Origin of the sequence: Streptomyces phaeochromogenes, from assembly GCF_001418655.1 — a bacterium.
GTDB classification, from domain to species: Bacteria; Actinomycetota; Actinomycetes; order Streptomycetales; family Streptomycetaceae; genus Streptomyces; species Streptomyces phaeochromogenes.
The window spans coordinates 1-13145 of the sequence record NZ_LIQZ01000593.1; the positions used below are offsets into that span (position 1 = coordinate 1).

Sequence of the window (13145 nt, forward strand, 5' to 3'; positions counted from 1 at the left end):
CCCTATGTCTACCAACGTCTTCTTCGACATCACCATTGACGGCAGCGCCGAAGGCCGGATCGTCTTCAACCTGTACGACGACGTCGTCCCCAAGACGGCGCAGAACTTCCGCGAGCTCACCACCGGCCAGCACGGCTTCGGATACGAGGGCTCCGGCTTCCACCGTGTCATCCCCGACTTCATGCTCCAGGGCGGCGACTTCACCCGCGGCGACGGCACCGGCGGCAAGAGCATCTACGGCCAGAAGTTCCCCGACGAGAACTTCAAGCTCAAGCACGACAAGCCGTTCCTGCTGTCCATGGCGAACTCCGGCCCCGACAGCAACGGCTCCCAGTTCTTCATCACCACAGTCCTCACACCGTGGCTGGACGGCAAGCACGTGGTCTTCGGCGAAGTCGTCGAAGGCCAGGACCTGGTAAAGAAGATCGAGTCCCTCGGCTCACGATCCGGCGCCACCCGCGCGAAGATCGAAATCGCCTCCTCGGGCATCCTGGAGAAGTAGCCCCACCGCCCCGGGCGGCGGAACCGGCTCAACGCAGGCCGTCCGACCGCACATCCGCCCGCTCAGCCCGGGGCCACAACAGGGTCTGCGGGAACCGCTCGGAACGGGGTCACACCCCCGAGCTGCCAAGAGGCCCTAAGCAACGCCTCGCTTTGGACAGGGCGCGCGGTTCTGGTGCTCATGGTGGTGGCGGTCACGGGGGGGGGCGACGCACGGACCCGCTGGGAGCTGTGGAAGAAATGGTCTGGAACAGCCTGGACGCTGATGCCACTGAAGGGCATGTCGAGTTGGAGCTCAATGAGGCCTTCTCGGCAATGTGACGGTGGCGGTCTGTGGCGGGTGCGGGTGCCCGCTGATCCGGGCACACGGGCGCCAACGGTCAGCGGTCGATGCTGGCCATGCTGACCTCGTCGTGGCGTTCGCCCGCGGCCGGTGTGAGGTTGTTGAGGCGGTCAAGCTGAGCGGCGCTGAGCTCTAGGACCTCGGCGGCGGTGTTCTCTTCGACGCGTGCGACCCGCCGGGTGCCGGGGATGGGGGCGATGTCGTCGCCGCGGGTCAGCAGCCATGCCAGCGCGGTCTGGGCCGGGGTGGCGCCGATCTCGGCGCCGATGGCCTGCACTTCGTCGACGATGCGCAGGTTGCGCTGGAAGTTCTCGCCGGTGAATCGCGGGTTGGTCTTGCGCCAGTCGTCGTCGGTGAAGTCGTCGACGGTGCGGATCTGCCCGGTCAGCAGGCCGTGGCCGAGCGGGGAGTAGGGCACGAATCCGATACCGAGCTCGCGCAGCAGCGGAAGGATTTCGGCCTCGACGTCGCGGGTCCACAGCGAGTATTCGGTCTGCAGCGCTGCCACCGGATGCACGGCGTGTGCTCGGCGGATCGTCTCGGGGCCGGCCTCGGAGAGGCCGATGTGGCGCACCTTGCCCTCGGCGACCAGCTCGGCCAGCGCGCCGATGGTCTCCTCGATGGGCGTGTTGGGGTCGACGCGGTGCTGGTAGTAGAGGTCGATGTGGTCGGTGCCCAGGCGCAGGAGCGAGCCTTCGACCGCGGTCTTCACGTTGCCGGGGCTGCTGTCGATGACGCCGGGGCCGTCGCCGGAGTGGGAGACGAGGCCGAACTTCGTGGCCACGACGACGTCGTCGCGCCGGCCCTTGACGGCCTTGCCGACGAGTTCCTCGCTGTGGAAGGGGCCGTAGATCTCGGCGGTGTCGATGTGGGTGACCCCGAGGTCCAGGGCCCGGTGGATGGTGCGGATCGACTCGGCGTCGTCGAGCCCTCCGCCCGTGGTGTAGGTGCCGGCCATGGTCATGGCTCCCAGGCCGATGCGGGAGACATCGAGCCCGCCCAGGGATATGTGCTTCATCAGGTACTCCTTGTCGTGACGGCCGTCAGGCCGGTCGGTGCTCATGAGGAATGCGCCACCAGTTGGTGGGCCATGCTTGGGTGGTCCGTGCGCCGCTGGCGCGGGCGTCGTTCCCGGTAGCGGCTCAGCGCCGCAGGTGGACCCGGCGGCTGGCGGCCTCGGCCGGGGCATGGTGCTCAGACGTGCGTGTCGTCGTAGGCCGGGCTTCCGAGGGCAGCGATGCCGCGGTAGTTCCGTGATGTGCTTCGTCCGGGAAAGCCGGGTGCGCGCTGGCCGGCCATCGGGCATTCGAGCCGGCCGCTGTCAGGTGAGGACCGGCTCTGGTGTTGCCGGGGCCAGGCGGCGGGGCGGTCTGCGGGCTGAACCGGCTGCCGGGTCGGTGTTCGTGGGCCGCCGGTTCCAGAACGAGGACCGGGATCTCGCGGTCCGTGCTCTTCTGGTACTCGGCGTAGTCGGGGAACGCCTCGACGGCTCGAGCCCACCACACGGCCTTCTCCTGCCCGGTCACCTCGCGGGCCAGCATGTCCTGGCGCGCAGGGCCGTCCTGGAGCTCGACCCGGGGGTCGGCCACCGCGTTGTGGTACCAGACCGGATGCTTGGGGACTCCTGCCATGGAGGCGATGACGGCGTAGACGCCGTCGTGCTCCACCCGCATGACCGGGGTCTTGCGGATCTTGCCGCTCTTCGCGCCCAGAGTGGTCAGGATGACGACGGGCAGGTCACGGGGCCTCTCGTCTTCCTCCCGTGCGACCAGGACACTCAGCGTCGTTCCCTGCGTACCGCCGGAGCTCTCGTACAGCTCCACCTGGGCACGTACAAACTGCGCCTTGCTCGGCTCGTAATCGCCTTTGAGGGGCATGCTGACTCTCTCCGTGCTGTCGAAGACGCGCCCGGCAGCGGTCCTCCACCCAAGCCGGGCCGCGGGGCGTGGTGGTCAGGCGTGGGCGTCGTCGTGGGCCAGGCTGTCGCCCAGTTCGCGGGATGCCTCGGCCTGGGCGAGGAGTTCCTTCGCCTTGGCCTCGGCGGCCTCGATGGCGTCCGCACCGGCGACGAAGCGCGGCAGCGGCTTGTCCTGCCCGGCGATGGCCAGCAGGGCGCGGGCGAGCTTGGCGGGGTCGCCGGGCTGCTTCCCGTTCATGCTCTTCATGCCCTCGATCCTGGGGGCGGTGCGCGGGGCGTAGTCGTCGATGGACAGCTCGGGCCAGTTGGTGGAGCCCTCCACGAGGAGCTCGGTACGGAAGTAGCCGGGCTCCACGATCGTGGTGTGGATGTTGTACGGCTCGACGTCATGGCGCAGGGACTCCATCCAGCCCTCTTCCGCGAACTTGGAGGCGGCGTAGGCGGAGGTGAACTCCATGCCGACCAGGCCGGCGGTAGAGGTGATGGTGATGACATGGCCGGCGCGCTGCTTGCGCAGGACGGGCAGGACGGCGCGGGTGACGTTCATCGGGCCGAAGAGGTTGGTCTCGAACTGCCGGCGCATCTGCGCGGGCGAGATCTCCTCGAAGTAGCCGGCGACAAGATTCCCGGCGTTGTTGATGAGGACGTCGATGCGGCCGAAGCGGTCGACGGCGGCCTGCGCGGCTGCCTCGGCGTCCTCCAGGCTGGTGACGTCGAGCCTGGTGACCAGCAGATTGTCCTGCGGCCCGCCGAGGGTCTTCTCGACCTCGTCGGGGCGGCGGCCTGTGGCGACGACCTGATGGCCTGCGGCGAGGGCCTCGCGGGCGATGTCGGTGCCGAGACCGCGTCCGGCACCGGTGACGAGAATGGCCTTGCTCATGGGGGGTTTCCTTTCAGGCGCCGTGATCCGGCACCCGCTGTGTGCGGGGATGATGCGCGCAGCGCCGCAGAGGGGGCTGGGACCGGCGGCACAAGCGCCTCCTGTCCGGACGGTTCACACCGCCGCGGTCGGTGCACCACCAACAAAACCGCTTGTCACACGTGCGTGGGAGTCCCTGATGAGGGGGTCACTGACAGGGACCCCCAACCCGGCGGAAGCACTCGTAGAGTGAAGCGCATGGCAGGCAGAAACGACCCACAAGGAACCAACCGTGATATTCGCGGCGATTTCCGCGCGGAGATCCGGGAATTCCTCGGCACGCGCCGGGCCAGGGTCACCCCCGAACAGGCCGGACTGCCCCTCTACGGCGGAGAGCGCCGACGGGTCACCGGGCTGCGCCGCGAGGAGGTCGCCCTCCTTGCAGGCATCTCCAGCGAGTACTACACCCGGCTGGAGCGCGGCAACGCCACCGGCGTCTCCGAGAGCGTCATCGAAGGCATCGCGCAAGCACTGCAGCTCGACGAGGCCGAACGCATCCACCTGCTCGACCTCCTGCGCGGTGCCGGTACGAGCCGTCCGCCACGCCGCCGCCCGGCCCAGCAGCGGGTGCGGCCCACGGTGCAGCGCGTCCTCGACTCGATGGCCGGCACACCCGCGTTCATCCTCAGCGGACGCGGGGACATTCTGGCCGCCAACCACCTCGGGCGCGCCCTGTTCTCGCCCGTCTACGCCGACCCGGCACGGCCGCCGAACAACGCCCGGTTCGTCTTCCTCAGCCCGCACGCGACCGAGTTCTTCCGCCACTGGGACGAAGTCGCCAACGACACCGTCGCCATGCTGCGCGCCGAGGCCGGCCGCGATCTCTACGACCGGCGACTGACGGACCTGATCGGGGAACTGTCCACCCGCAGCGAGGAATTCCGCCGCCGCTGGGCCGCTCACAACGTCCGCATGCACACCACCGGCGTGAAACTCCTCCACCACCCGGTCGTCGGCGACCTCGACCTGCCCTTCGAGACCTTCCCGCTCCCCGACGGCCCCAGCCAGTTCCTCCTCACCTACACCCCCGAGCCCCACTCACCCACCCAGGACGCCCTGAACCTGCTGGCCAGTTGGGCCGCCACCAACGACGACGTTGAGCGGCCCGCGCCGGCCGACGACTCCCACCCCGCCGACTCGGCCGAGACACCCGACTGACCGACGAGACACGCGAGTCGATCTGCGGCAACGATTGCGGAGCAGTCGCAACATCCGCTACCGATATCGAGGCCAGGACAGCGCAGCCGGCTAGGCGTGGCTCTGTCGGTGAGTTCACCAAGAAATGCGCCGCCAGCTACGCGAGACCGCTGGGGTGACGTTGCACTCCAGCTCGCGGCACTGTGGACAAACGGACAACTGCCAACCCCCGCCATAACTCCGGCAAGTGCACCCACTGCGTTCCGGTCTGGAACTTGAAGACGATCGCGTCGATCACCTCACGGTGATCCCGCCAGCAGCCACCCTGCCTCGGCGTCCGGTCCGGGGGCAACGGCTCGATCCGCGCCCACTGCGTGTCAGTCAACGGCACGCCCGGACCAGCGATCCGATGATCCAGACGAAACGGCTCAGTGCCGCATCAACCAACGTTCGCCCTGTAGTGCCACGCTATTTGAAGGAAGTGGCCGGCGTTGGTCACCGTCACGCTGTCGTCGTGGCTGAGCGCGTACGGGTGCGTGAGATCGATGACGACGACGGGCAGCGACTGCTGCGGATTGTGCGCCGGGGCACGGGTCGGTGTGACCTGGCGGCGGGCCCAGATGGTGTTGGTGTCCGCGCACAAGAACGCCGCCGACAAGCGCCTCACTGCCCCTGCCCACAGGGCTTATGCCGCCTGGCCCGCGCCGCCGGCGTCTGTCTTGGGTCGTCAGGTCCGGGTCGGTGGCGCACTCATTGCGGCCGTCAGGAACGTGATCGCCCATCGCCGGGCCGCCTCGCCCGCTACCGGGGACGCGCAGCCAGGGGAGGGCTGCTGGTGGACCTCCAGGCGGTCGACGGCTGTCACGGCGAGGATCCCCCGCATCCGGAACCGCAGCTCCTGCGGGGAAAGGCCGGGCAGTGCGCGCGCGAAGGCTGCGAGGTAGCGCTCGCGGACCGAGTCCTCGGCCGGGCCGGTCCAGCTGCGTGCCTCCTCGGCCGGATCGCTGAGGATCGTCACGATCAGCCGGGACGTCCGGGCACCGCCCTCGTCACCTGCCCGCATCTCGTCGAACAGCGGCCCCGCGAATGCCTCCACCAGTTCGCCGACCGGTGGGTCGGGGGTCCGGGCGAGCAATTTGTCGAGCCCGGCGCACTGGGCAGCGTTGATGGGCTCGATCACGCGGCGGGCGGCTGCGGCCATCAGCTCCGCCTTCGAGCCGAAGTGGTAGCCGACGGCGGCCAGGTTCGCTCCGGCGAGTTTGGTGATCGCGCGGACCGAGGTGCCGCGGTATCCGTGCTCGGCGAAGAGGTGCTCGGCCGCGTCGAGGATCTGGGTGCGGGTGTCTGTGGTCGCCACACGAGGGACTATACATATGTTTGAATGAAACGAACGTATGAGTCAAACGAACGTATGAGAGAGGACTGTCATGAAGCTGCTCGTGTACGGCGCCGGGGTTTGCGGCAGCCTGTTCGCCGCCCGCATGCATGAGGCCGACCACGACGTGTCGCTCCTCGCCCGGGGCGAGCGCCTGACCGTCCTGCGCCGGCAGGGAGTGCAGCTCGCCGAGGAAGACGGCCCTGTCAGGCGGGTGCCGGTACCGGTGGTCGAGCACCCGGACGGCGGGTACGACCTGATCACCGTCTTCGTCCGTACCCACCAGGTGGATGCAGTGCTGGAATCACTCGCCGGTGTCCGAGGTGACGTGCTGTTCCTGCTCAACTGGGCCGCCGGCCCGGAGACGCTGGGTGCGGTGATCGGCCACGAGCGGGTGCTGCTCGGCTTCCCCACGACCGGCGGCACGATGGACGGCGACGTGATCCACTACCGCAAGAGCAATTTCATAACCCGCCGGGTGGCGATGCCGATCGGCGAGCCCGACGGCCGTACCACCCCGCGACTGGAACGGATCGTAGAGACCTTCCGTACCGCCGGGATCAACGCCAAGGCCGAGCCGCAGATGGATGCCTGGCTCAGGACGCACGCCGCCTTCGAGGTCCCGCTCGGGCAAGCGGTACACGCGGCGGGCGGCCCGGTAGTGCTGGCCGATGACCCGGACGCGGTCCGCGGCATGCTCCACCTCATGCGGCAGAACCTCGCCGCGATGGAGACGCCGCCGGTACCTGGCGCGTTCGCCGCGTTGCGGGCTCTGCCGCAAGGGCTCCTCGTGGCCGTGCTCCGGCGCTTCCTGAAGAGCCCGACGGCCGTGCACAGCGGGCTCAGCGACCTGTCACCCGCCACGGCGGCCGAACTCGAGCGGCTGGCCGAACAGCTCCGTGCCCCGGCGGGAGCCCGCTGAGCGACCCAGGGCGGCGAAACCGCACCACACACATCACCGCCAATCCCACAGCCCCTCGAACCCAGCTCCGGCGGCTCCACGGACGGCAACCGCTGACCTCATGGCCGCTTCGGCAGCAACGGAGCGTCCGGCCTTCGGAGTTGGCGTGGCTTCCGCTCCCCTTGCGGCCACGACCTTCAAACAGCGCGGCACCACAGGGCGAACGTTGGTCGATGCGGCACTAGTTCTGCGGTGCCAGGGTGCGCAGGACGCAGAACTCGTTGCCCTCGGGGTCTGCCATGACCACCCAGTTTCGGTCTGAGCCCTGGCCCACATCCGTCTTGGTGGCGCCGAGGCCGAGCAATCTGGTCACCTCGTCCTCAGTGCTGCCGTCGATCGGGCTGACGTCGAGAGGAAGCCGGTTCTTCACGGTCCTGCCCTCGGGCACCTGGATGAACAGCAAGGTGGGCGGCATCTGGCGGGCCCGAACACCCTCGACGGACGGCACCCAGGAGCCGATCTCGACCTTGCACTCGCTCCGGTCGATCACCTTGAAGTCCAGGACCTCGCACCAGAAGGCCGCGAGTCTCTCCGGATCATGGCAGTCAACGGCCAGCTCGGTGAACCTGCTTGTCACGACCCTCCCAGATAGTACGGACGGGGCTCAGAGTATTGGCTGTGCCATCCGTCCGACAGCTCCGAGATCGCCTTGTCTGACCAGGAACATCAGACGGGCTTGACCCGGCATCAGGTACACGAGAAGACCCTTGTAGGAACAGGTCTGCGTCGGCCGTCCGCTCTGTCCTGATCGAACGCGCGCCTAATGGCGACAGACACTGAGGCCCGTTGCTGCTCCGGTGTGACGGGCGGCCCTTTCGGGTAGGGCCAGGTAGTCGTGAACAGCCTGACGACGATGGGGAGTTCGTGGCAGTGCGGATGTGTGGGGCGCCCTGGTCGACGTGATGAAGAACGCGTACACGCAGGGCTGAGCAAGGGCACGGCGCCGCATCCGGATCAGCTCGACCAGCTTGCCGACACCGCATCGTCGGACAACCCCTGCAGCCCCTGGCCGGCTCCACCGACGCGGTGGGCGTACATACGGTCGACGCCCAAGGCCTACGGACCCGACCCGCGGCTCGCGGTATTCACTTCCACCCGGGTCACTGCGGACCGGGTGGCGGGACGCCATCAACTCGGTCCCGGGTGGGTGAGCGGGCTCCCGCAGTACACGGTCATGAGCCTGCGGCAGCGCGGCACACCGGACAGCGCCGCCATCGCACGGTCGTACGACGGCGGCGCAAGACACTGATCGCCGCGCTGGAGCGGCGGGGTCTCGGCCCACGGGCGCAGCGGGCTCAACGTGTGGGTGCCGGTGCCCCACGAGACAGACGCTGTGGCACGTCTACAGACCACCGGGTGGGCGGTCTCACCCGGGCCACGCTGCCGGGTGGAGTCGCCGACCGGTGCATGTCTGCCGGTCTCACGGCTGGCGGCCAGGGACATGGAGGAGTTGGCGGAGGCGGTGGCCGCCGTGGTCCGGACGGGCCGCACGTGCGATACGACTGACCGGTTGGGGGCAGGACCCGGTACGAGGCCACCCCTCACCCCCAGCTGTCTACAGAGTGCGGGCCAGAACGCGTGTGTTGCGGTCTGGGTCCAGGGCCCGGGCCCAGGCGGCTGGGGCCAGCCCCGGGTCGGCCGGGCGGAAGCCGTGGCTCAGGAAGAGCCGGCCGCTTCCGGTCGTCGCGGTGAACAGCATGGTCAGCGCCTGGCTGCGCGCCCGGGCGAACGCGGCCTGCAGCAGGCTACTGCCCATGCCCGAGCCCTGCCGGTGGTCGGCGACGCAGAAGTTGTACAGCACTCCGACCGAAGCGTGCTCGCTCAATCCAAGACAGCCTTCCAGGTCTCCCTCGGGGGCTTGGGCGACGAGAAAGTCCAACGCCTTCGACTGATAGAGAGAGGCGGGGCGACCGCGGAGCGCGCCTGTGCGGACGAACGGCCGGGAAAGCTCCGCCAGCGCAGGGCCGTCCCCTTCGCGCGCCCGCCTCACCGAAAATCCGGAAGCCCCGCGCCACTCGATGGCGGGGGCTTCGCGCGTTGGTGGGGCGGCGGGCAGCGTGGCCGTGGTCAAGGCGTTCCTTCCTCAGGTCGCACCGTTCGCGGGTGTAAAAGCTCCCGAAACGGAGCCCCAGTAGCGGCAGCTGCCGACCGCCCCTACGGGACGACTTAAGTAAGGCTAGCCTTATCAACCTCTCTAGGCCAATTCCGCTGTGCGGACTGCCACATACCAAGGAAGCGTGAGCAGGTCGGCGACGCACCTCCTTCCGCGCCCAGCAAACGGGCCACAGCGGCGCGGAGTTCGGGCCGGCAGCACCTACAGTTCGGCGCGTTCCGTCCGTTGAAGGATCTGTGCCACCTCGACGGCCCTGCCGGCGGACGGCCACTGTTCGACATCGACGCCTATGGGAGCGTCCGCGAAGGCCACCGGGACCGCATCCCCGACGCGGGAAAGGGAGAAGTGGAGCAGCGCCGCGGATACCGCCGAAGGACCGTGCGGCGCACCGCAGCCGGGACATGGCTCACGGACGAGACACATGTCCGTGGGCCTCTGACCGAGGCGTGCTCCAAGCCGTTGACGCAACGCGGGTCACGCTCCCGGTTCCCCCACCTCCCCCACATCCACCCGCCGAGGGCAACACGGGACAGCCTGAAGCCGACGTCCAGGTGAACCCGCAACCTGGACAAAACCACCTCCTGCCACAGCCGCGTAACAGGGGTCGCGCAGTTACAACTCCCGCCTCACGTCGCCGGTCGCACCTGGTGTGTCGCACACATGCGCCGCGGCGGAACCGGTGCCGCCCGGCGCAACTCCTCCAGTCCCGGCCCAAGTTGGAGTTGACCCGTGCCCAGAACGTCCCTTCCGACGCGGCTTGCCGCCACCACCGTGCTCCTGCTCGCCGCAGGCGCCCTGTCCGCGCCCACCGCCTCGGCGAAGCCCTCGGACGCCGCCCCCGGCGACGCCTACGTACTGACCGTGAGCACCAACCCGAACAGCACCGACTACGACAACCGCCGCGTCGACGTCACCGGCACGGTCACCAAGGCCGACGGCACCCCGGAGCCCAACATCCCCGTCACCGTCCAGGAGGTCGTCCGCTTCACCACCTGGAATCCATGGGGCGACCCGATCGACCCCACCTACTACGAGCCGCGCGACCTGGGCAAACCGGTCACCGACGCCGACGGGAAGTTCACCGTCCCCGACGTCGACATCGACCACGTGACCGGCAGCAGCCTGCTCAACGTCCAGCACGAAGTGCAGATCACGGCCCTCTACGACGAGGACGGCGACCTCAACACCCCGCAGGACGGCTACTACGCGGACACCACCGTGGCCGCCAACCCCAAGTCCAGCTCCGTCACCTACAAGGTCAACAAGAAGAAGGTGAAGGCGGGCGACATCCTCACCGTCCAGGGCAGGGTCACCCTCCCCAAGGGGGTCGAACCCCAGGGCACCGAGGTCTTCCTGCAGACCTACTGGGAGCAGGAGTACGACGTGAAGACCACCGCCGAGGACGACGGCTTCTTCGTGATGTCCGTGCGCGTCTCGGGCTACGACGACACGTTCGAGCTGCGCACCGCACCGACGGACCTCTACGTGGCGGGCGCGCACCAGCCGCTCCCGATCACCAACACCTCGCTCCCCCGCAGGTAGCCGTCCGGACGGCGGGACTACGGCCCAAGAGAGCCGTAGTCCCCGGAATGAGGCCCGCAGACCCGGCGCAGGGGGCACGCCCGCACAAGCGAGGGGTGTCCCCTGCACACTCGGCGAACTGGTTCACCGGCCGCGCAGCGTCGCGCTGATGGTCCTTGCCGTTTGCTGAACGACGCCTGCGAGCCGGTCCAGGCTGTGAGCCGGATCCGTCACGAGGCACAACGACGCCAGCGGGACATCTCCCGGGCCGTGCAACACCGCCGCCACACAACACACACCCGCCACCAGTTCCTCCCGGTCGAACGCAACCCCCCGGTCCCGGATCGCCGCCGCCTCCCGATGCCAGGACGCGGGCAGCGGACCCAGGGGAAGCTGAGGACTCGCCCCGGCCACCAGCACCTTGCCGGCCGCGGTGAACCACGGCCAGGTCATGTCGTTGAGCAAGGGTCCGAACACCTCATCGGTCTCGCAGGCCGTCCAGTCCAGGACCAGCGTCTGCCCTTCCCGCAGCACACTGAGCCCCACCACCGCGCCTGTGGCGCGCGCCAGGCGGCGCGCCGGCTCTCGCGCAGCGGATCGGAGCCCGGGATGCGGTTGCCACCCCTGCCCGAGCCGGAACAGCCGCGGGCCCATCCGGTAACCCCCACCGCTTCGCTCCACGGCACCCAGCTCGACCAGTTGTTCCAGCAGTCGGTACGCGGTCGTCTTCGGCAGCCCGCACTTCGACGCCAGCTTGGTCAGTCCGGCCTCTCCGGCCCGCTCCACCGCTGCCAACAGCTCGAAGGCGCCCTCCAATACGCTCCGCCCACTGCCGTCCGGCGACGACGGCGACGGCGACTGGACTGCGACGTACCCGGACCCGGGTCCGGACGGCCGATCCAGCTGCCGCACCGATAACTCACCCGTCTCCATTGCTGTCGCCCCCCGTTGTTCGTTCACGCCCATCTCCCCCAATACCGCCTCACGCGCGGCCGTAGAGCGGACGGCCCCCGCCGCCCGTGCTCGAACCGGCCGTTCTCCGTCCCGGCACGGCTGCCGCCCCACCGGCTCGTCAACACATCCAGCGCGACAGTCGAGTCCGTGGACGCCGATCCGACCGGACCGGACCGGACCGGAGAAGGGATACGAAGCCGATCCGAACTCGTGCGCGGATCGCCGCCCGAGCGGGGACACCACCTGCCCCTGGACACCGACTGTGCATATTCAGACTGAAGTCCGGGTGTGGGTCGGGATGTTGTCGATAGGTTGTCGCCCAGCACCGGCATGTGCGCAACAGGTGAAGCAAATCTGCACAAGGGGTGTGGGCGCCGTGGTGGAACTGCGACTTCTCGGTCCGGTGGAACTGTCGGTACGGGGCCGCACGGCGGAGGTCGGCCCCCCACAACGCCGGGCCGTGCTGGCGGCGCTGGCGGTGGACACCGGACGGCCTGTCGCGGCCGACGTACTGATCAAACGGGTCTGGGGAACGGATCCGCCGGACGGGGCGCGGCGTGCGCTGCATGCCCACATCGCCCGGATCCGCAGACTGTGCGAGCAGACCGGTGACACGGGGGACGTCCGGTTACGACTGGTGCGCCGATCGGGCGGATACGTTCTGGAGGCCCGCCCGGACCGCGTGGACGTACATCGGTTCCGGCAACTGGTCGGCCGGGCCAGAGCGGCGGGGCGGGCGGACGAGGCGCGGGCGGCGGCCCTGCTGCGCGAGGCGCTCGGCCTGTGGCGCGGGGAGCCACTGGCCGGACTGGGCGGGCAGTGGGCGGCGCGCGTGCGCGAGGCATGGCGGCGGCAACGCGTGGACGCTGTCGTCGGCTGGGCCCACCTGGAGTCGCGCGTCGGCGACCCCGCCACCGTGGTCGGCCCACTGACCGAACTGCTCGGCGAGTATCCCCTGGTGGAACCCCTCACCGAGGCGCTGATGCAGGCGCTGCACGCCGCCGGACGCGGCGCGGAGGCGCTGGACTGCTACGCGACCCTCCGGCAACGGCTGGCGGAGGAACTGGGCGCCGACCCCGGTTCAGGACTGCGGGAGGTACACCAGTCGATCCTGCGGGGGGACCTGCCCGGACCCTCCCCCTGGCCGACGCCACAGGTACCGGCCGCCGCAGCTCCCACCGCCTCTCCCCCGCCTCAGCCGCCGTCGGCGACAACACCGTGGCCCGCGGGGGCCCCCGTACAACTGCCCATGGGCGTACGCGGATTCACCGGCCGCGGTCAGGAGCTCGCCCGGCTCGAGGAGATCCTCGCCTCGGCGGCGGACCAGCCGTCGGCCGTGGTGATCTCGGCCGTGTCCGGCACCGCGGGGGTGGGCAAGACCGCGCTGGCCGTGCACTGGGCGC

At 69.4% G+C, this 13145-nt stretch carries 12 protein-coding genes and 2 pseudogenes; 6 read left to right on the top strand and 8 right to left on the bottom strand.

What is annotated here, in order from left to right:
• Positions 1-4 precede the first annotated feature (4 nt).
• Complete coding sequence (locus AOK17_RS46325) at positions 5-502, top strand: peptidylprolyl isomerase (protein ID WP_055616825.1); 498 nt, start codon at positions 5-7, stop codon at positions 500-502.
• Positions 503-881: 379 nt separating this feature from the next.
• Here the strand turns inward: AOK17_RS46325 and AOK17_RS46330 are convergent, their stop codons facing one another.
• The 3 genes and pseudogenes from AOK17_RS46330 to AOK17_RS46340 form a co-directional block, all read right to left on the bottom strand.
• Positions 882-1862, bottom strand: coding sequence for an aldo/keto reductase (locus AOK17_RS46330; RefSeq protein WP_055618662.1), 981 nt, complete (start codon positions 1860-1862; stop codon positions 882-884).
• Positions 1863-2241: 379 nt separating this feature from the next.
• Positions 2242-2721: pseudogene (locus tag AOK17_RS46335) on the bottom strand (nitroreductase family deazaflavin-dependent oxidoreductase); the annotation flags it as partial.
• Between the two features lie 75 nt (positions 2722-2796).
• Positions 2797-3642 carry an SDR family oxidoreductase gene (locus tag AOK17_RS46340; RefSeq protein ID WP_055618654.1) on the bottom strand — a complete coding sequence of 282 codons (846 nt, stop codon included), beginning with the start codon at positions 3640-3642 and terminating at the stop codon, positions 2797-2799.
• 237 nt (positions 3643-3879) lie between these two features.
• On the opposite strand from AOK17_RS46340, the gene AOK17_RS46345 reads away from it, so the two are divergent.
• On the top strand, positions 3880-4839 hold the full coding sequence (locus AOK17_RS46345; RefSeq protein ID WP_055618655.1) for a helix-turn-helix domain-containing protein: 960 nt from the start codon (positions 3880-3882) through the stop codon (positions 4837-4839).
• A gap of 136 nt (positions 4840-4975) precedes the next feature.
• On the opposite strand, the gene AOK17_RS54230 is transcribed toward AOK17_RS46345, so the two are convergent.
• Positions 4976-5209, bottom strand: coding sequence for a transposase (locus tag AOK17_RS54230; protein WP_157881553.1), 234 nt, complete (start codon positions 5207-5209; stop codon positions 4976-4978).
• 123 nt (positions 5210-5332) lie between these two features.
• Between AOK17_RS54230 and AOK17_RS53860 the strand changes: the two are divergent.
• Positions 5333-5456 (top strand): annotated as a pseudogene (locus AOK17_RS53860) (IS630 family transposase); the annotation flags it as partial.
• A gap of 89 nt (positions 5457-5545) precedes the next feature.
• Here AOK17_RS53860 and AOK17_RS46355 read toward each other — a convergent pair.
• A complete protein-coding gene (locus tag AOK17_RS46355) occupies positions 5546-6175 on the bottom strand; it encodes a TetR/AcrR family transcriptional regulator (RefSeq protein ID WP_055618657.1) in 630 nt (209 codons plus the stop codon).
• 70 nt (positions 6176-6245) lie between these two features.
• Between AOK17_RS46355 and AOK17_RS46360 the strand changes: the two genes are divergently transcribed.
• Entirely contained in the window at positions 6246-7115 is an 870-nt protein-coding gene (locus tag AOK17_RS46360; protein WP_055618658.1) for a ketopantoate reductase family protein, read from the top strand.
• A 220-nt stretch (positions 7116-7335) separates the two neighbouring features.
• Here the strand turns inward: AOK17_RS46360 and AOK17_RS46365 are convergent, their stop codons facing one another.
• Both AOK17_RS46365 and AOK17_RS46370 read right to left on the bottom strand, forming a co-directional pair.
• Positions 7336-7731: a VOC family protein gene (locus AOK17_RS46365; protein WP_055618659.1), complete on the bottom strand. Its 396-nt coding sequence runs from the start codon at positions 7729-7731 to the stop codon at positions 7336-7338.
• A 978-nt stretch (positions 7732-8709) separates the two neighbouring features.
• Positions 8710-9144: a GNAT family N-acetyltransferase gene (locus tag AOK17_RS46370; RefSeq protein ID WP_107102678.1), complete on the bottom strand. Its 435-nt coding sequence runs from the start codon at positions 9142-9144 to the stop codon at positions 8710-8712.
• A gap of 852 nt (positions 9145-9996) precedes the next feature.
• Between AOK17_RS46370 and AOK17_RS46375 the strand changes: the two genes are divergently transcribed.
• Positions 9997-10809, top strand: coding sequence for a transthyretin-like family protein (locus tag AOK17_RS46375; RefSeq protein WP_055618661.1), 813 nt, complete (start codon positions 9997-9999; stop codon positions 10807-10809).
• A gap of 123 nt (positions 10810-10932) precedes the next feature.
• Here AOK17_RS46375 and AOK17_RS46380 read toward each other — a convergent pair whose 3' ends face one another.
• A complete protein-coding gene (locus AOK17_RS46380; protein ID WP_245697864.1) occupies positions 10933-11748 on the bottom strand; it encodes an IclR family transcriptional regulator in 816 nt (271 codons plus the stop codon).
• 370 nt (positions 11749-12118) lie between these two features.
• Between AOK17_RS46380 and AOK17_RS46385 the strand changes: the two genes are divergently transcribed.
• Positions 12119-13145 (top strand): AfsR/SARP family transcriptional regulator (locus AOK17_RS46385; RefSeq protein ID WP_245697866.1); only part of this gene is annotated, 1027 nt, incomplete at its 3' end.